The 18121-nt window shown below is 71.3% G+C and carries 18 protein-coding genes and 1 pseudogene; 11 read left to right on the forward strand and 8 right to left on the reverse strand.

What is annotated here, in order from left to right:
* Positions 1 to 242 precede the first annotated feature (242 nt).
* Positions 243 to 1103, reverse strand: coding sequence for an Fpg/Nei family DNA glycosylase (locus O7605_RS20330; protein WP_269740628.1), 861 nt, complete (start codon positions 1101 to 1103; stop codon positions 243 to 245).
* Between the two features lie 24 nt (positions 1104 to 1127).
* Between O7605_RS20330 and O7605_RS20335 the strand changes: the two genes are divergently transcribed.
* Positions 1128 to 2438 (forward strand): glycosyltransferase family 4 protein, encoded by a 1311-nt coding sequence (locus O7605_RS20335; RefSeq protein ID WP_269740629.1) that lies wholly within the window; start codon positions 1128 to 1130, stop codon positions 2436 to 2438.
* Positions 2439 to 2553: 115 nt separating this feature from the next.
* On the opposite strand, the gene O7605_RS20340 is transcribed toward O7605_RS20335, so the two are convergent.
* The 5 genes from O7605_RS20340 to O7605_RS20360 form a co-directional block, all read right to left on the reverse strand.
* The gene (locus O7605_RS20340) at positions 2554 to 3882 is read right to left on the reverse strand and encodes an IS4 family transposase (protein WP_269738909.1); all 1329 of its coding nucleotides are present in this window, start codon (positions 3880 to 3882) and stop codon (positions 2554 to 2556) included.
* Positions 3883 to 4039: 157 nt separating this feature from the next.
* Positions 4040 to 4756, reverse strand: coding sequence for a CDP-alcohol phosphatidyltransferase family protein (locus O7605_RS20345; protein WP_269740630.1), 717 nt, complete (start codon positions 4754 to 4756; stop codon positions 4040 to 4042).
* On the reverse strand, positions 4740 to 5807 hold the full coding sequence (locus O7605_RS20350) for an iron-containing alcohol dehydrogenase family protein (RefSeq protein ID WP_269740631.1): 1068 nt from the start codon (positions 5805 to 5807) through the stop codon (positions 4740 to 4742). The genes O7605_RS20345 and O7605_RS20350 overlap by 17 nt, the downstream gene beginning before the upstream one ends.
* On the reverse strand, positions 5795 to 6526 hold the full coding sequence (locus O7605_RS20355; RefSeq protein WP_269740632.1) for a phosphocholine cytidylyltransferase family protein: 732 nt from the start codon (positions 6524 to 6526) through the stop codon (positions 5795 to 5797). The genes O7605_RS20350 and O7605_RS20355 overlap by 13 nt, the downstream gene beginning before the upstream one ends.
* A 176-nt stretch (positions 6527 to 6702) precedes the next feature.
* A complete protein-coding gene (locus tag O7605_RS20360; protein ID WP_269740633.1) occupies positions 6703 to 7152 on the reverse strand; it encodes an NUDIX domain-containing protein in 450 nt (149 codons plus the stop codon).
* 117 nt (positions 7153 to 7269) lie between these two features.
* On the opposite strand from O7605_RS20360, the gene O7605_RS20365 reads away from it, so the two are divergent.
* The 4 genes from O7605_RS20365 (at position 7270) to corA (ending at position 10876) form a co-directional block, all read left to right on the forward strand.
* The gene (locus tag O7605_RS20365; protein WP_269740634.1) at positions 7270 to 7662 is read left to right on the forward strand and encodes a CBS domain-containing protein; all 393 of its coding nucleotides are present in this window, start codon (positions 7270 to 7272) and stop codon (positions 7660 to 7662) included.
* Between the two features lie 105 nt (positions 7663 to 7767).
* Positions 7768 to 8223 (forward strand): ester cyclase, encoded by a 456-nt coding sequence (locus O7605_RS20370; protein ID WP_269740635.1) that lies wholly within the window; start codon positions 7768 to 7770, stop codon positions 8221 to 8223.
* 128 nt (positions 8224 to 8351) lie between these two features.
* Positions 8352 to 9446, forward strand: coding sequence for an aminotransferase-like domain-containing protein (locus tag O7605_RS20375; RefSeq protein WP_269740636.1), 1095 nt, complete (start codon positions 8352 to 8354; stop codon positions 9444 to 9446).
* Positions 9447 to 9817: 371 nt separating this feature from the next.
* Complete coding sequence (corA, locus tag O7605_RS20380; protein ID WP_269742700.1) at positions 9818 to 10876, forward strand: magnesium/cobalt transporter CorA; 1059 nt, start codon at positions 9818 to 9820, stop codon at positions 10874 to 10876.
* A gap of 115 nt (positions 10877 to 10991) precedes the next feature.
* Here corA and O7605_RS20385 read toward each other — a convergent pair whose 3' ends face one another.
* Positions 10992 to 11780: a hypothetical protein gene (locus O7605_RS20385; RefSeq protein WP_269740637.1), complete on the reverse strand. Its 789-nt coding sequence runs from the start codon at positions 11778 to 11780 to the stop codon at positions 10992 to 10994.
* Between the two features lie 59 nt (positions 11781 to 11839).
* Here O7605_RS20385 and O7605_RS20390 point away from each other — a divergent pair, with 59 nt between their 5' ends.
* Together O7605_RS20390 and O7605_RS20395 are read left to right on the forward strand one after the other, a co-directional pair.
* The gene (locus O7605_RS20390) at positions 11840 to 12367 is read left to right on the forward strand and encodes a peptidylprolyl isomerase (protein WP_164448853.1); all 528 of its coding nucleotides are present in this window, start codon (positions 11840 to 11842) and stop codon (positions 12365 to 12367) included.
* A gap of 147 nt (positions 12368 to 12514) precedes the next feature.
* Positions 12515 to 13426 carry a rhomboid family intramembrane serine protease gene (locus O7605_RS20395; protein WP_269740638.1) on the forward strand — a complete coding sequence of 304 codons (912 nt, stop codon included), beginning with the start codon at positions 12515 to 12517 and terminating at the stop codon, positions 13424 to 13426.
* 63 nt (positions 13427 to 13489) lie between these two features.
* On the opposite strand, the gene O7605_RS20400 is transcribed toward O7605_RS20395, so the two are convergent.
* The gene (locus O7605_RS20400; protein ID WP_269740639.1) at positions 13490 to 13933 is read right to left on the reverse strand and encodes a PH domain-containing protein; all 444 of its coding nucleotides are present in this window, start codon (positions 13931 to 13933) and stop codon (positions 13490 to 13492) included.
* A 126-nt stretch (positions 13934 to 14059) separates the two neighbouring features.
* Here O7605_RS20400 and O7605_RS20405 point away from each other — a divergent pair, with 126 nt between their 5' ends.
* The 4 genes and pseudogenes from O7605_RS20405 to O7605_RS20420 form a co-directional block, all read left to right on the forward strand.
* A complete protein-coding gene (locus O7605_RS20405; RefSeq protein WP_269740640.1) occupies positions 14060 to 15232 on the forward strand; it encodes a thiolase family protein in 1173 nt (390 codons plus the stop codon).
* Between the two features lie 189 nt (positions 15233 to 15421).
* Positions 15422 to 15931, forward strand: coding sequence for a hypothetical protein (locus tag O7605_RS20410; protein ID WP_269740641.1), 510 nt, complete (start codon positions 15422 to 15424; stop codon positions 15929 to 15931).
* 70 nt (positions 15932 to 16001) lie between these two features.
* Positions 16002 to 16694, forward strand: coding sequence for a response regulator transcription factor (locus tag O7605_RS20415; protein ID WP_269740642.1), 693 nt, complete (start codon positions 16002 to 16004; stop codon positions 16692 to 16694).
* A gap of 1 nt (position 16695) precedes the next feature.
* Positions 16696 to 18074: pseudogene (locus O7605_RS20420) on the forward strand (sensor histidine kinase); the annotation flags it as partial.
* Between the last annotated feature and the right edge of the window lie 47 nt (positions 18075 to 18121).

Raw genomic sequence — 18121 nt, forward strand, 5'->3', positions numbered from 1 at the left:
CACTCGCCGTGACCGCCCGGGTCGCCCACCGTTCCAGTTTCCCACGCGAGTTCCGTTCCGTCGCCGACCCGAGGGACATTGCGCGGCGGCCACCTACCGCCTGGGATCTGGCCGGCCCCATGCCATCCGGAAGCCGGGGACCGGGGCCACTATACCGATGGATGGCGGCCCCGGTAGAGCGCCGGACCGGTGGTTGCGCACCGCGCGTCCGATTCCGCTCCGTAATCAGTGAGTGGTGTTACTCACCGTACGAGTCTGGACAACCGTCGGTCAGCAAGCGGCTTTCCGCCGGTCTGGCAGGTGGGGCAGTACTGGAGGCTGGAGTCGGCGAACGAGACCTCCCGTACGGTGTCGCCGCAGACCGGACAGGGCAGCCCGGTACGGGCGTGCACCTTGAGCCCGGACCGCTTCTCGCCCTTCAACTCCGCCGCCCGCTGCCCCAGCGACCGGGTCACCGCGTCACCCAGCACCCGTCGGGTAGCCGCGTGCAGGGTCGCCATCTGGTCGTCGGACAGCCGGTCGGTCAACGCGAACGGCGACAGCTTCGCGGCGTGCAGGATCTCGTCGGAGTACGCGTTGCCGACCCCACCGAGCACCGACTGGTCGGTGAGCACCCCCTTGACCTGGCCCCGGCGGCCACGCAGCGCGCTGGCGAAGGTGGCCAGGTCGGCCGAGAGCGCGTCCGGCCCGAGCTTGGCCACCCCCGGCACCACCTGCGGGTCCGTAACCAGGTAGGCGGCGAGCTTCTTCTGCGTACCGGCCTCGGTCAGGTCGAAGCCGGAACCGTCGTCGAGGCGTACCCGGATGGCGATCGGTCCCTTGCCGGGGCGTAGCGGGACGGTCGAGGCGAACGCCTCCCGGTAGTGCAGCCAGCCGGCGCGGGCCAGGTGGACCACCAGGTGCAGACCACCGTCGAAGACCACGTCGAGGAACTTGCCGTATCGCCGGGCGTCGGTCACCGCCCGGCCCGCGACGGCGGTCGGCGCCGGGTCGTACGTCTTCAGGGCGCTGATGGCGGCGACCTCCAGACGGTCGACACGCCGGCCCACCGCACGCTGTCGCAGGTAACCGGCGAGCGCCTCCACCTCCGGTAGTTCGGGCATCGTCCAACGGTAGCCTTCTTTCCCGTGAGAATCGTGGTGGCGCACAACCGGTACCGAGAAGCTCAGCCGTCCGGTGAGAACACCATCGTCGACGCCGAGATCGCCCAGCTCACCGCCGCCGGGGTGGAGGTGCTGCCGTTCCTGCGCAGTTCGGACGAGATCCCGACGATGCCGAGGACGGCGAAGGCGCTGCTGCCGATCTCCCCGATCTACGCTCCCCGCGCCCAGCAGGAGCTGGCCCAGCTGCTCACCGAGCACCGGCCGGACGTGCTGCACCTGCACAACCCGTACCCGCTGCTGTCGCCCTGGGTGGTGCGGACCGCGCACCGGCACGGGGTGCCGGTGGTGCAGACGGTGCACAACTACCGACAGGTCTGCTCCTCGGGGCTGTACTTCCGGGACGGCATGATCTGCCAGGACTGCCGGGGTCGGGCCCTGGGCGTGCCGGCGGTGGTGCACCGCTGCTACCGGGGGTCGCGGGCGCAGAGCGCGCTGATGGCCACCACGCTGGCCGTGCACCGGGGCACCTGGAAGTCGGTGGACCGGTTCATCGCCCTGACCAGCGCCGTCGCGGATCACCTGCGCGACTACGGCATCCCCGATTCGCGGATCGTGGTGAAACCGAACGGGATTCCGGACCCGGGTACGCCCGCTCCGCTCGGCCAGGGTTTCCTGTTCCTCGGCCGGCTCTCTCCGGAGAAGGGGCTCGGCCTGCTGCTGGAGGCGTGGCGCCGGCACCCGGACGGCGCGCTGGGCCCGCTGCGGGTGGCCGGGGACGGCGAACTGCGCCCGCTGGTCGAGGCGGCGGCGGCCGAACGCGCGGACGTCACGTTCCTCGGCCCGCTCGATCGGGCCGGCGTCCGCGACGCGCTGACCGCGAGCGCCGTGGTGCTGGCCACCTCCACCTGGCACGACGTGCTGCCCACCGTGATCATCGAGGCGCTGGCCAGTGGGCGGCCGGTGCTCGGCACCGCGCTCGGCGGCATCCCGTACCTGCTCGGCGCGGACACTCCCCGCGAACCCGCCGGCACCGGTCCGGCGGTGACCGCCTCGGCACCCGCCCCGCCCAGCCCCGGCGGGCCCACAGCCCCCGTTGCGCAGGCCGGCGGGGCGGTTACCCAGCCGCAGACCGGCCTCCCGGTCGGGATCCGGGCCGGCGAGGCCGGCTGGGTCGTGTCGCCGGACCCGGCCGCGCTGGCCGCTGCGCTGCCGATAGCCGCCGCCGGAGCCGCCGCCCTGTCCAGTTCCGCCCGGAACCGCTACGAGCGCACCTTCCACCCCGACGTGGTCACCAAACGCCTCATCGACGTCTACGCCTCCCTAACCCACCCCTGATCAACCCCACCAACAGCCTGGTTGATCATGAGGTTGGCGGCACTAATTGATCTTCAAGGTGCCGCTAACCTCATGATCAACGGGGTGGGGCAGGGTTAGCGGCAACGCCGCTCAGTTAGGGCGGTGGGTTGGTTGTCAATGCTGCCGCGTCGAGGATGTTGATCTTGAATGTGGCGTGGTAGGTGGTGCGGTCGATGGTGCCTTTGGCGCGGTGTTTGGAGATCGCGCGTTTGACCACGCGGGGGCTGATTCGGGTGCGGCGTGGGGGGAGCAGGTCGGCCAGGACGGCGCGGCCGATGGCTCCGACGAGGTCGATGACGGTGTCGGCGATGACACCGGCGGCGTGGGTGATCTGGTCTCGGGCGGCGTGGACGGCGATGGTGAAGCTGGCCCGGTCGGGGTTGGTCGTGGGCCGGCTGGCGGTGGCGTCAGCCATCGCCAGCCGGACCGCTTGGTAGGTGGTGAGCAGGGCGTGGACCTCTTGACTGATCCCGTTCGGGGTTCGGGCTCGCAGGACCCGTCCGCCCAGCAGGGTGGACTTCAACTCCAGGTATGCCGTTTCGATCTCCCAGCGGTGGTGGTAGAGGGTGACCAGGTCCATGGCCGGGAAACGGCGCTGGTCGGTGAGGGTGGTGATCAGCCGGTACCGGCCGATGTGGCGTTTGCCGTTCATGCTCACGACGATCTCGGCGTCGACGACCCGGACGCTCATCGTGCCGATGACCGACAGCCAGGAACCGTCGTGATGGCGGCGGATGACGGGTAGCCGCCGGTCGTCCTTGTCACGGATGAGTAGGTCAGCGCCGGTGCCGGCGAACTGCTCGATCATCGTGCGGGCAGCGAAGCCCCGATCGGCCAGCAGCAGCATGCCCGGGTGCAGACAGCCCAGCAGACGAGCGGCGCAGCTCAACTCGCCGGTGCTGATGGGAGTGAACACCGCATCGATGAGGGTCCGCGTGCCGCACACGACGACCGCGACCAGCCGCAGCATCGGATAGCCCGAGCCGCCGTGAGTTCCGGCCTGACGAGGATAGACCGCGAGGTTCGCCGTGCTGTCGGGCACGAACATGCTGGTGCCGTCGATTGCACACACCAGCAGACCTCGCCATCGCCCAGCCCCGGCAGGCGGACCTGCCACCAGCCGGAACAACGCTGCCAAAGGTTTGTCCCCAACCCGACGGCGAGCCTGAGACAGGGCTGAGGAAGTCGGCATCGCCACCGGCAACCCGTCCAGACCAGCAACCAGCCGAGCCCACACCTGCCGATAACCCAACTCGGTGAACAACCCCGCCGCGAGCAGCAGATACACCACCACCCGCGACGGCAGATCCCGCACCCGCGCCTGCACCGCCCGCGTCTGCGCCAGGACGGCATCGACCATCTCGAAGGGCACCTGCTGCGTCAACTCACCCAGATGACCTGGCGCGAACCGGCCGGCTGCCACCGTGGCGGTCCGAGCAATGGCACACTGTTCCAACGGCGGGGCTCCCGGTCCAGAGGCTGTCTTGGAGTGACAAACCTCTATACCGAGACCCCGCCGCCCTCGTCTATCGACACGCTCTTGACAGACGCCCCGTCTCCCTAACTGAGCGGCATTGGGGTTAGCGGAGGGAGGTGTGGGCGGAGAAGGCGATGCTGGCCAGGAGGAAGGCGCCGTTGACCGCGGTGAAGGCGATCATCGCCCATAGGGTGAGGGCTGGGGCGACGGCCAGGACCAGGGCGGCCACGAAGATGACGGCGCCGTAGTCGCGGACCAGCTTGACCAGGCGTACCGGCAGGCTGGTGGAGGTGACCATGCTGGCCGCGTTCGGGCCGGACTGCATCACCGAGGTGACGAGGTTGACCATCCAGGTGCCGGCGAACGCCGCCACCAGCCAGGTCGGCGTCGTCGGCCGCTGCGCCACGGCGGTGGCGGACAGGGCGGCGACCAGGGCGATCTGGGCGGCCACGTCACAGAGCACGTCGACCCGGGCGCCCGCCGCGCTGCCCTGCCCGGTCACCCGGGCCAGCTGACCGTCGGCGCAGTCCAGGGCGTACGCGATCTGCCAGCCGACGAGTGCGACCAGCCCGACCAGCGGAGCCGGCACCTCCCCGGCGGCGACCGGCCCGGCGAGGGCGACCACGGTGACCGAGGTGGCCAGCCCGAGCAGCAGGTTGGTGATGGTCAACGCGGTCGGCCGGAGCCCGAGACGCTGGGCGACGAGCGCGAAGACCGCGCCGATCCACTGGCTGACCGACTCGCTGAACAGGCCACCGCCCCGGTTCACCCGGTGGAAGTCGGTGACCGTGGGGTGGGACGGCTCAGCCAAGGTGCTCACGAAGGGCGTCAACGTAGTCTCCCAGCCGGGTACGAAGGTCGTCGGCGGACAGCGTCAGGTGTTCGAGGATCGTGTAGCGGTCGGGACGGGTACGCGGGGCGAAGGCCACCGCCTCGACGAACTGCTCGTCGGTCAGCCCGAGGTCGCCGGGTCGGGTGGACAGCCCGTGCCGGTGCAGGCAGCGGGCGAGCTGGCCGAACCGTTCCAGGTCGCCCCGGAGGAAGGTGCAGAAGAGCGCACCGAGGCCGGCCTGCTCCCCGTGCGAGGCGGTGCTCGGGAAGAGGTGGTCGATGGCGTGCGAGATCTCGTGGTCGCCGCCGCTGGCCGGCCGGCTGGACCCGCAGATCGACATCGAGATGCCGCCCAGGATCAGCGCCTCGGCCAGCGTGGTCAGGAACCCGTCGTCGGTGATCTTCCCGGGATGGTTGACCAGTGCCTCCGCACCGGTGCGAGCCAGCGTCACGGCCAGCCCGTCGATCGGCTCGCCGCGAACCTCGTGGGCCAGCTCCCAGTCGGCGCAGGCGCTGAGGTTGCTCACCGCGTCGCCGATGCCAGCCTGGGTCTGCCGGTCCGGTCCGTTCTCCACGAAGTCGAGGTCGACCAGGACGGCGATCGGGATGTGCACCCCGTACGAGCCCTTGCCGCCCTCGTGCGTCAGCGACGCCACCGGAGAGGCGATCCCGTCGTTGGCGAGGCTGGTCGCCACGGTGACCATCGGGATGCCGTAGCGGGTGGCGGCGTACTTGGCGGTGTCGATGGTCTTCCCGCCGCCGATCCCGACCACGGCGTCGTAGTTGCGGCGGCGCAGCTGGTCCCCGAGCTCGTTGGCGGAGTCGACGCTGCCGCCGGCGACGGTGAACACGTCGGCCGACCCGAGCGAGGGCCGGCACAGCTCCACGATCTTCTCGCCCTGACCCGGGCCGACCACCACCGCGACGTCGCCGCCGCTGGAGATCCGACGATCGGCCAGCAGCGAGCCGAGGTCGGCCACCGCACCCCGGCGGACCTCGATCGACAGCGGCGTCGCGACGGTACGGGCTAGTAGCGGCACGCGATCTCCCGCGCCCGGGCCAGGTCGGCGTGGTTGTCGACCTCGACCCAGGCCACGTCACCGATCGGTGCGGCCCGGACCTCGCCGCCACGGTCGGCGAACTCCTGGTACCCGTCCTCGTAGTACAGGTTCGGGTCGCGTCGCCAGGTCGCCTCCAGGGCGTCGGCGAGCGGCTCGGCCACCTGCGGCTCGATGAGCGTGGCCCCGATGTACTCGCCGTACGCCTCGCCCGGGTCCATCAGCTTGGTGATCCGGGTGAGCTGGCCGGCGGCGTCGAAGGTGGTCTTCATCTCCTCCTCGGCCAGCGGCTTGAGGGTGTCGACCGCGAGCAGCACGCCCGGCCCCCGCTCGGCCAGCAGGGTCTTCTCGATGCTCACCGGGTGCACGGTGTCGCCGTTGACCAGCAGAACGCCCCGGGAGAACCAGGCCCGCGCCAGCCAGAGGGAGTACGCGTTGTTCCACTCCTCGGCCTTGTCGTTGGGCACCAGGGTGATCGTGACGCCGTACCGACGCTCCAGCTCCGCCTGGCGTTCGCGGACGGCGTCGGCGGCGTAGCCGACCACCACCACGACCTCGGTGAGCCCCACCTCGGCCAGGTTGCGCAGCGCGATGTCGAGGATGGTGATCTCGCCGTCCACCGGCACCAACGCCTTGGGCAGGGTGTCGGTGTACGGGCGCAGCCGGCGACCCGCGCCAGCTGCCAGCACCATTCCGACCATGCCCGCATCAGTTTCTGTTCTCGCAGCGTTCACCGAAGGAGGATAGCGCCGCCCGGGGCGGCGCTGTCGCCGGTCAACCGGCCACCGCTCGTCCCCGTCCGGCGGCGACCTCGGTCAGCCCCGGCAGAACCGCCGGGTCGGCTCGTCACCCGGTGACCGCGGCCCGGCCGCGTCGCTCACGAACCGGTGGACCGCAGGACGGCGAAGGCCCGCTCGGCGATGTGCCGGATCAGCCCGTCGTTGACCTCACGGTGCTCGTCGAGCAGGTCGAGGTCGCCGGGGCCGAGCCAGCGGTACTCGGTGTGCTTGCCGGCCTCCAGCACGGGTGCGGTCAGATCGCCGTCGACCCGGACCAGCCAGTCACTCTCGATCCGGGCCAGGCCGTCGTCCCCGACGTAGCGGTACTCGCCGATCTCGGCGATCACCTCGGTGACCCGCCAGCCGGTCTCCTCGGTGACCTCCCGGTGCAGCGCGTCCTGCACGGACTCGCCCGGTTCGAGATGCCCGCCGACGATGTCCCAGCAGTTGGGGAAGAGCCGCCGGTGTGGCGAGCGGCGTTGGAAGAACAGGCGTCCGTCGGGGGCGACGATCAGCGCTCCCGCGCAGCGCAGCGGCTCGGTGGGCACGTCAAGCACAGTAGTCGCGACCGTACCGCCACGACGATGTCCGGTCTTGTCCTGGAAACCTGCGGGGCTCACCATTGCGGGTAACCGGGTGCAGCCGTCCCAAAGGGGTGATGTGTCATGCAGGTTCGGGAAGCCATGTCCAGTGAGATCCTCGTGGTCGGTCCGGAGCACACGCTCCGGCAGGCGGCGCGGATGATGTCGGAGCGCGGTATCGGGTCGGCGGTGGTGATCGACCCGGATTCCGAGGGCATCGGGATCATGACGGAGCGCGACGTGCTCAACGCGATCGGAGCCGGGCTCGACTGCGATATCGAGCGGACCGGGGCCCACCTGACCTGGGACGTCGTCTACGCGGGGCCGGAGTGGACGATCGAGGAAGCGGCGGCGGCGATGGCCCGGGGTGGCTTCCGGCACCTCGTCGTCCTCGACGGTCGCGAGGTCGCCGGGGTGATCTCGGTACGCGACATCATGCGCGTGTGGGCAGCCAGCCGGATGGTCGGCACCGGCTGACCACGGTGGGCCACCGGTCGATCCGTCGCGGGTTGGGCAGGCTGATCGGCGGGTAATGCCCTAGCTGCGGGCGCGGGCGGAGCGTGTCCCGCGTGGGGAGGCGTGATGCGTGGCGCGGACCGGTTGATCCAGCAGCAGTACGAGATGCTCCTGCGGCGGGACGTGGCTCGCCTGCCGGAGCTGTACGCGACGGACGCCCACTACGCCATGCCGGGCGTCACGGTGCGTCCGCCCGAATTGCCGGCCCTGCTGCGTACCTGGACGGGTGCCTTTCCCGACCTGCGGGTCGAGCCGCTCGGTGCGGTACGCACGGCCGGTGGAGCGGCGGTCGAGCAGTTGCTGACCGGCACCCACACCGGCGTGCTGCACACGCCGTTCGGGACCGTCGCGCCCACCGGACGGGACGTCGCCTGGGAGGTGGTGGACGTGGTCCGGGTGCGCCGGGGGCGGATCGCCGCCTGGCGGTCCTACTTCGACTGGGGCCAGCTGATGACTCTGCTGGGTCTGCAGGTGGCGGGGACGTCCCGGCGGCCGTCGGAACCGGTGGGCGTTCCGGCCTGAGCTGCCGCACAGTCGGCGCGGGCGGGTCAGCCACCGGACGCGCCCGTTCACCCGACCCGGTGGCTCAGGATGCGGACATCGCCGTGCCTTCCGCGTACGTCCCACCTCCGCCCGTACGCTGAACAGCCATGACCGCCGAGCAGCTGATCTCCTTCGCCCGTGGCGCCCCCTCACTGGACATCGTCGATGTCGAGGGGCTCAAGGCCGCCGCCGTCCGCGCCTTCGACGCCGACCCAGCCGGGGTGACCGCGTACGGCACCTCCGTCGGTTACGTCCCGCTCCGCAGGTGGATCGCCGAGAAGCACGGTGTCGAGGCGGAACAGGTGCTGGTCACCAACGGCTCGTTGCAGGCCGACGCCTTTCTCTTCGACCACCTGGTCCGCCCCGGCGACGCGGTGGTGGTGGAGCGGCCCACCTACGACCGCACCCTGCTCAACCTGCGGAACATGGGCAGCGAACTGCACGCCGTCACCATCCAGCCGGACGGGATGGACACCGCCGAGCTACGCAAGCTGCTGGAGTCCGGGGTGCGCCCCCGGCTGGCCCACGTCATTCCGAACTACCAGAATCCGGCGGGTGTGACGCTGTCCCTGGAGAAGCGTCGCGAACTACTGGACCTGGCCGCCGAGTTCGGTTTCACGATCTTCGAGGACGACCCGTACGCCGACATCCGGTTCCGGGGTGAGGCGCTGCCGTCGATGCTGTCGATGGACACCCGCAGCGTGGTCGTGCACGCCTCCAGCTTCACCAAGACCGTCTGCCCGGGCGTTCGGGTGGGCTACCTGGTGGGTCCGGCCGACCTGATCGGCGACATCGCGAAGAAGGCGACGAGCCTCTACATCTCGCCCGGCATGGTGTCCCAGGCGATCGTGCACCAGTTCTGCGTGTCGGGGGACATCGGCCGGTCGATCGAGACGGTGCGGGCGGCCCTCGGCGAGCGCGCCACCGTGCTCGCCGAGTCGCTGCGCCGGCACATTCCGCAGGCCCGGTTCGTGGAGCCCGACGGTGGCTACTTCCTCTGGGTCGAGTTGCCGGAGGACGTCGAGGTCGACCGGCTGGCCCCAGCGGCGGCCGAGCGTGGCGTCGCGGTGGTCAAGGGCAGCGACTTCGTCCTGGACGGTGGGCGGCACGCCCTCCGGCTGGCCTATTCGGCGGTCACCGCGGACCGGATCGACGAGGGCGTTCGGCGGTTGGCCGACGCGATGACGTCGGTGCGTGGCTGAATTTCTGTCGGGTTTCTGACAGAACAGCAATACCGGTCGGCTCGGGTCTCCCGCTGACGGGGCTCGGGGCCCACAATGCTGCGAGCGTTACTCACCACGCGTAGGCACAACCCCCGCCCCCACGGCGCCGGGCGGGCCGGATCACCCCTCACCCCCCGATGCGGTCCGGTCCGTCCGGCGCCACCCCCGGCCGTCCGGCCATGATCGCTGTGGCGGCGTAACCTGCAAACCGCAGCCGGCGGGGGGAGGGCGTGATGACGGAGCGGACGCGGCGCACGGGGGCGACCGCCCCGGCCACCGCTGGCGACCGGACCGCGAGCGCCAACGGCAGCCGGGCCCTGCGGCCGCGGAGCTGGTCGCCGGTCCGGGCCGTGACTCGTCGGCTCAGCCCCGACGGATCGCAGTCCGGCCAGCCGCCGACCGAGCGGCGACGCAACGCCGTGGTCGACTGCGCGCTCTACCTCGACGGTCAGCGGCAGGCCGGCGACTGGGACTACGCCGACGCACTGGCCGCGGCGCGCGGTGCCGAAGCGGGTTTCGTCTGGCTCGGCCTGCACGAGCCGGAGCTGGCCGAGATGACCGAGATCGCCACCACCTACGGGCTGCACGAACTGGCGGTGGAGGACGCGGTCAAGGCCCAACAGCGTCCGAAGCTCGAACGTTTCGGCGAAGTCAGCTTCCTGGTGCTGCGCACCGCCCGCTACTGCGAGCACACCGAGCTGACGGAGAACTCCGAGGTGGTGGAGACCGGGCAGGTGATGCTCTTCATCGGCCCGCAGTTCGTGATCAGCGTCCGGCACGGTGACGCCTGCCGGCTGGCGCCCGTCCGCGAGGAGCTGGAGGCTCGCCGGGAGCTGCTGCTCAACGGCCCCTGGGCCGTCGCGTACGCGATCACGGACCGGGTCGTCGACCTCTACCTGGAGGTCGCCGACCAGCTCGAGGACGACATGGATGTGCTGGAGACGGAGGTGTTCGACCGCCAGACCAGCGGCCGGATCCAGCGGATCTACCAGATGAAGCGGGAACTCGTCGAGTTCAAGCGGGCGGTGATGCCGTTGCAGCGGCCGCTGGTGACGCTGACCTCCCAGATGAACCGGGACGTGCCCAAGGAGGTGCGCCGCTACTTCCGGGACGTGCAGGACCACCTCAGCCGCACCGTCGAGCAGGTCAACTCGTACGACGACCTGCTCAACTCGATCCTCCAGGCGCGGCTGGCCCAGGTCACGGTCGATCAGAACAACGACATGCGCAAGATCGCGGCTTGGGCGGCCATCGCCGCCGTGTGGACCGCGATCGCCGGCATCTACGGCATGAACTTCGACTTCATGCCGGAGCTGAGGATGACCTACGGCTACCCCGTGGTGCTGGCCCTGATGCTCAGCATCTCGTTGGCCCTCTACCGCTGGTTCCGCCGCAACGACTGGCTCTGACCCTCGCCCCACCCGACCGCGCGCCGCGCCGTCGCGTCGACCATGAAATTGTTGCCGCGCTCACCGGAGTGTCGCGGCAACAACTTCATGATCAACCCCGTCGGGGCGGGAGGGGTCAGGCGCGGGTGTTGGACTTGTGGTTGGTGGCCTTGCTGAGGTCGTCGGCGGGGCGGCCGGTGGTGGTGCGGGCACCCTCGGCGGTCGAGGGGACCTTTCCGGAGGTGGCGACGCCGGACGGGGTGGTAGCGGTGGTGGCGCTGTCGCTGGCGGCCACCGCCGAGCTGCCCGCGCCGGTCGAGACCTTGCCGGCACCGGCCGGACCGGCCGTACGCACCTCGATGGTCTCCACCTCCTCGTGCATCGGCTCAAGCGCGGCACCCGCGTCGTACTCGGCCCACTCCTGCTGCTCACGGTGCCGACGCAGGGCCATCGCACCGGCGAGACCGGCCACCGTGCCGGCGGCCAACAAGCCGATCATGGTCCCGCTCCGGCGGGACTTCTTCTTCGCCTTCATCTTCTTCGCCTTCCTGGTGACCGAGGCCTGCTTGGCGAGGGCTGCCTTCTTTCCCTTGACGGCCCGATCGGCCGCGTCGGACTGCGCGTGACGCACGGCCAGCGCGAGCGGCGCGAGAGCCGCGGCCGTCGACGCGAGGCCGCTCGATGCCCGGTCCCGGACGACGACGGCGGTCGGTGCCACCGCACCGCGAGCTGCCTGGAACCGAGGGCCGACCGTGTCGCCGGCGCCTCTCGCGGCATGCGTGGCGGCCTGCCGCAGGTGACCGATGCCGCGGTTCAGTTCGGTCCGGGCCAACTGCGCCTGGCTCTTGCGCCGCCAGTTTCCAAACACGGTCCCACCTCCTGGGAGTTGCTCTGTCTCATCCTCCACCTTCGGATGCCTCCGCATGTCCAGATCGGGCACATGGGAGGATCCGCATGGAACTGACCAACAAGTAAGGAGTACCCGTGGCCGAGGCTGTCTACGCCACCGTGCACACCAACGCCGGCCCGATCCGGCTGGAACTCTTCGCCAACCACGCGCCGAAGACCGTTCGCAACTTCGTCGAGCTGGCCGAGGGCACGCGTGAGTACACCGACCCGCGGACCGGGCAGCCGGGCAACGGTCCGTACTACGACGGCACCATCTCGCACCGCGTGATCAGCGGGTTCATGATTCAGATGGGCGACCCGACCGGCACCGGGCGTGGCGGGCCGGGCTACACCTTCGCCGACGAGTTCCACCCCGAGCTGCGGTTCGACCGGCCGTACCTGCTGGCGATGGCGAACGCCGGGCCTGGCACCAACGGTTCGCAGTTCTTCATCACCGTCTCGCCGACGCCGCACCTGAACAACCGGCACACCATCTTCGGACAGGTGGCCGACGAGCAGTCCGCGAAGATCGTCGAGGCGATCGCCAACACCCCGACCGGCCCCAGCGACCGGCCGCTCCAGGACGTCGTCATCGAGCGCATCGAGATCGAGCGCTCGGCCTGACCCGCGCTGGACCCGGCCCGCCGGCCGAGGCTGGGCGCGGCGGGCCGGGCGCGGGCGAGCTGGACGGGGCACACGCCTACCCGCCTGAGCGGTGGCTCGGGGTACCTTTGCTCGCATGACTGAGCGCTCGGGTGTCTGGGGCCAGCGATGAGCGAGTCCCCGCCGACCACGCCGGCCTGCTATCGCCACCCGGGCCGGGAGACGTACGTCCGCTGCACCCGCTGCGACCGGTCGATCTGCCCCGACTGCATGAACGAGGCGTCGGTCGGCTTCCAGTGCCCGGAGTGCGTGTCGGAGGGACGCCGTAGCGTGCGGCCGGCGCGCACCGCCTTCGGTGGCGGGGTCGTCGGTCGGCAGGGTTACGTGACCAAGACCCTGATCGCCCTCAACCTGCTGGTGATGCTGGTGTCGATCGCCTCGGACCGGGGCGGCGACGCGGCGGCCGGCGGCAACGGCTTCGGCGGGTTGATGGGCGGCGGCACCCCGTTGACCGAGTGGGGCGCGGTGCTGGGTCGGGCGATGTTTCTCGACGGCACCGTCGGCGGCGTCGCCGAGGGCCAGTGGTACCGCCTGGTCACCGCGATGTTCCTGCACTACGGCGTGGTGCACCTGCTGCTGAACATGTGGGCGCTCTGGGTGCTCGGTCGTTCGCTGGAGGCGGTGCTCGGGCCGCTGCGCTTCGCCGCCCTCTACTTCATCGCCGGCTTCGGCGGCAACGTCGCGGTCTACGTGTTCAGCGCGCCCAACCAGATGTCTGCGGGAGCGTCGACCGCCATCTTCGGCCTGTTCGCGGCGATATTCGTGATCATGCGGCGACTCGGGCGGGACACCTCGGCCATCGTCCCCATCCTGGTGATCAACCTGATCTTCACCTTCACCGTGCCGCAGATCTCGATCGCCGGTCACCTGGGCGGCCTGGTGTTCGGCGCGCTGATGGCCCTGGTACTGGCCTACGCGCCGCGCTCGCGCCGGACGCTCGTGCAGGTCGGCGGTGGCGCGATCATCCTCGTGGTGCTGCTCGGGCTGGCCCTGGTCCGCACCGCCGCGCTACTGGGCTGACCGCTGCCGGCGCCGTGCCGGCGGGACTGGTCCGCACCGCCGGCCCGGGTGCGCCGGAGCGGATCAACCGGTGCCGCCGGGACCCGCCGCCCGGGCGGCTCGCAACGCGTCGGCGACCTCGGCCGGATCGGTTCCGAGATCGAGCCGGCTGAACAAATGCAGCGAGTCGCCCGTGTCGATCTCCAAGGTCGGTCCGGCGAGTCCCCGCCCGGACCGACGGTGCACCTCGATGGTCGCCACCGTCGGCCAGGGCAGGTGCCGCCGGCTCAGCATTCCGGCCGGCACGGTGACGCCGGTCGCGTCCACCGCCAGCCGTACCGGTGCGAGCAGATCCCGCAGGCCCCAGCCGACGAGGACCGTCGCGGCCAACCCGCCGAGCACCGGCCGGAGCGGGTCACCCGCGGCGAGCAGCAGCCCCAGGGTGAGCACGACAACCGCCGCAACCAGCTTGAGGACGGGTAGGGCGGGTGGCACCCGCCACTGCTGTGCGATCGTGTCGTCCGCCACGGCACCAGCATGCCAGCGCCGCCGGGAACCGACATCCGCCCCGGGGCCGCGCCCGAGGGCGGGTCGGATAGGGCGGCCCGGGTGGGGCGTAGGATCGGGGGCAGCCCAAGTTACCGGGGAGTAGACATGAGTGACGCGGTCATCGTCGGTGCGGTGCGCACCCCGGTCGGGCGGCGCAAGGGCAGCCTGGCCACGGTGCACCCGGTGGATCTGTCCGCACACGTGCTGCGCGCCCTGGCCGAACGCACCGGGATCGATCCGGCCCAGGTGGACGACGTGGTCTGGGGCTGTGTGTCGCAGGTCGGGGAGCAGTCGTGGAACGTCGCCCGCAACGCCGTACTGGCCGCCGGCTGGCCGGAGTCGGTGCCGGGTACCACGGTTGACCGGCAGTGCGGTTCCAGCCAGCAGGCCCTGCACTTCGCCGCGGCCACCGTGCTCTCCGGCCAGGCGGATCTGGTCGTCGCCGGCGGGGTCGAGTCGATGACCCGGGTGCCGATGGGCTCCAGCGTCGCCGGTGGGATGCCGTTCAGCGAGCAGATCCTGAACCGCTACCGGGGGGTCGAGGGAGTCGCCGAGGACTCCCCGCTGCCCTTCAACCAGGGCGTGGGAGCGGAGCTGATCGCGCAGCGCTGGCGCCTGTCCCGGTCCCAGCTCGACGAGTTCGCGCTGACCAGCCACGAGAAGGCCGCCGCCGCGCAGGACGCGGGAGCGTTCGAGGCCGAGCTGGCCCCGGTGGCGCTGGCGGACGGCGGCAAGTTCGCGGTGGACGAGGGCATCCGGCGCGACACCTCGCTGGCGAAGCTGGGCGAGCTGCCCACTCCGTTCCGCCCCGACGGTGTGGTCACCGCCGGCTCGGCCTCGCAGATCTCCGACGGTGCCGCCGCGCTCGCGGTCACCACGAGCGAGTGGGCCAGCCGGCACGGGCTGCGCCCGCTGGCCCGCGTACACACCGCCGTGGTCGCGGCCGACGACCCGGTCGCCATGCTCACCGCGCCGATCCCGGCGACCGCGAAGGCGCTACGACGCGCGGGGCTGGGCATCGAGGAGATCGGGGTGTACGAGGTGAACGAGGCGTTCGCCCCGGTACCGCTGGCCTGGTTGGCGGAGACCGAGGCGGACCCGGAGCGGCTCAACCCGCGCGGCGGTGCGATCGCCCTCGGGCATCCGCTCGGCGGCTCCGGTGCCCGGATCATGACCACGATGCTCGCCCACATGCGCGACAACAACATCCGCTACGGCCTGCAGACCATGTGCGAAGGCGGCGGCATGGCCAACGCCACCATCCTCGAACTCCTCTAACCACCCACCCCACCCCACCACCCACGTCCCGCCACGTTGATCAAGAAGTTTTGGTCGGGCTGAGCGCGATCGGCGACCAGAACTTCTTGATCAACGCGGTGGGTCCGGGTGGGTCCGAGGGTGGGGTGGAAATTGCAGAAAGCAGGTTGAGGGCCGCGTCACCGCGGGGACCGGGTCGTTGGGCAGGTCATGGACGTCTTCTCCCGAACGTTCCTTCCGGCCGCCGCCGAGGCCGGCCTGGCGGTGCAGACCGCCAGTCGGCACATGCCGGTGTTCCGTCGCTGCGTGGGTTCCGGCGACGCCACCGTCCTGGTCACCCGGTGCAGCCGGCCCGACCGGCCGGTCCACGGGGAGTATCTGCTGCTGCTCACCCATCGACGGCTGGTGGTCACCCGGCAGACGCGGGTGCTGCACCGGCTCCGCCTGCACCTCAACACGGAGCTCCGCGAGCTGAGCCACGTCACCTGGAGTCCCGACCCGCGGCTGCACTGCGTCGAACTGGCCGCCACCGCGATCGACGGCATCCGCGAGCGGTTCCTGATCCGCACCCAGCGCCCGAAGCAGGTGTGGCAGCTGGACGCCTTGCTCGATCACGCGTTCCGGACCCGCGTCCGCAGCGCACAGCCACGGGTCGTGACCACCGTCGCCGAGCCCGCCACCGCTCGGCCGGTCACCTTCCAGCCCGTCGTGGCACGCTGAGCGGGTCTTCTTACCGAATCCGAACACGGCCTGACGCTGCCGGATCCCGTCGATCGGCAATCATGGCCCAGTGACCGCCGAGAACCCGCAACGCGGGCTCGTCCTCGTGGTGGAGGACGAACCGAGCATCGCCGACCTGGTCCGGCTCTACCTCAGCCGGGACGGCTTCGGCGTCCACGTCGAACGGGACGGCAGCGCCGGTCTCTCGGCGGCTCGCCGGCTGCGTCCGGTGGCCTGCGTGCTCGACATCGCCCTGCCGGGTCTGACCGGCACCGAGATCTGCCGCCGGCTACGCGAGGCCGGCGACTGGACCCCGGTCATCTTCCTCACCGCCCGCGACGACGAGGTGGACCGCGTCGTCGGCCTGGAACTGGGGGCCGACGACTACCTCACCAAGCCGTTCAGCCCCCGGGAACTCGTCGCCCGGCTGCGGGCGGTGCTGCGCCGCGCCGCCGGTCCGCCGGGTGGTGCCGGGCAGCCCGTCGTGCTCGGCACGGTCACCGTCGACCCCGACCGCAGGTCGGTCACCGCCGACGGCGTGCCGGTGCAGCTGACCTCCACCGAGTTCGACCTGCTGGCCCACCTGATGAGTCGGCCCGGTCGGGTCTTCTCGCGGGAGGAACTGCTGGCCGCCGTGTGGGGGTACGCGGCACACGCCGGCACCCGTACCGTCGACGTGCATGTGGCGCAGGTGCGGGCGAAGCTCGGCGGGGCCAGCGTGATCCGGACCCATCGCGGAGTCGGATACGCCGCCGATGGCTGATCGTCCCGGCCGTACGCTCACCGCTCGCGCGGTGTTGGTGACCTGCGCGGTGGCCCTGGTGTCGGTGCTGGTCACCGCGATGGTCGCGGTGCCGGTGGCGGTCCGCGCCGCCGAACGGCGGGACCGGCAGGCGCTCGCCGCACAGGCACAGGTCGCCGCTGAGCTGCTGCGGGCGCGCCCCGGCCGGGTCCGGGAACTGGCCGGCGAGCGGTTGATCCGCCAACTCGGAAACCAGGGCACCACCATCTTCCTGATCTCCGGCGGTGAGGTGGACCGTGCCGGCCTGCCTCCCCAGGTGGTGAGCCGGGTGTCCAACGGGCGGAATGTCTCCGGTCGGCGGTTGGTCGACGGGAAACGGGCGCTGGTCGAAGGCCGGGCACTGCCCCGCGGCGACGGCGTGGTGCTGACCCGTCCACTCGGCGCCGGGGTGTGGCGTGAGGTGCTGCGCGGCCTCTGGCTTCCGCTGCTGGCGGGGATGGTCGCGGGTGCCGTGGCCGGTTCGCTGCTCGCCCGTCGGCTGGCCCGGCCGATCCGCCGGGCGGCCCTCGTCGCGGCCCGGCTGCGAGCCGGCGACCGCACCGTCCGGGTGCCGGTCGAGTCGCCGGCCGAGGTGGCCGACCTGGCGTACGCGCTGAACGGGCTGGCCGCCGCACTGGCCACCAGCGAGGGACGACAGCGGGAGTTCCTGCTCTCCGTCTCGCACGAACTGCGTACCCCGCTCACCGCGATCCGTGGCTACGCCGAGGCGTTGGCCGACGGGGTGGTCGAACCGTCGGCGGCGGCCGAGACCGGTCGGACCATGCTCGACGAGGCGGAGCGCCTGGACCGCCTGGTCACCGACCTGCTCGCCCTGGCCCGCCTGGAGGCGGTCGACTTTCCCCTCGAACCGGTGCCGGTGGACCTGGTCGCTCTGGCGGCCGACGCCGGCCGGACCTGGGCGGACCGCTGCTCCTCGGTCGGGGTGACGTTCCGCACCGAACTGCCGGGGCAGCCGGTGCCGGTGTACACCGACCCGGGGCGGATCCGGCAGGTGATCGACGGGCTGCTGGAGAACGCGCTGCGGGTGGTGCCGCCGGGTGCGCCGGTGGTGCTGGCGGTCCGGCCGGCCGGTGCCGATCCGAGCGCCGGCGGAGTGGTCGAGGTCCGCGACGGTGGACCCGGGTTGACCGACGACGACCTGACAGTGGCCTTCGAGCGTGGGGCGCTGCACCAACGCTACCGGGGGCTACGGAAGGTCGGCAGCGGGCTCGGCCTCGCGCTCGCCGCCGGCCTGGTCCGCCGGCTCGGCGGTCAGACAAGCGCCGGGCACGCTGCCGAGGGCGGTGCCGCGTTCACCATCCGGCTGCCGGGATTCCTTACCTGACCCGAACGTCGGCCTGACGGTCGGCTCATCCGGTCGGTCCACGCTGAGGGGACGGATCCGCGCC

The sequence above is a fragment of the Verrucosispora sp. WMMA2121 genome, from assembly GCF_027460185.1.
In the GTDB taxonomy this organism is placed as follows: domain Bacteria; phylum Actinomycetota; class Actinomycetes; order Mycobacteriales; family Micromonosporaceae; genus Micromonospora; species Micromonospora palythoicola.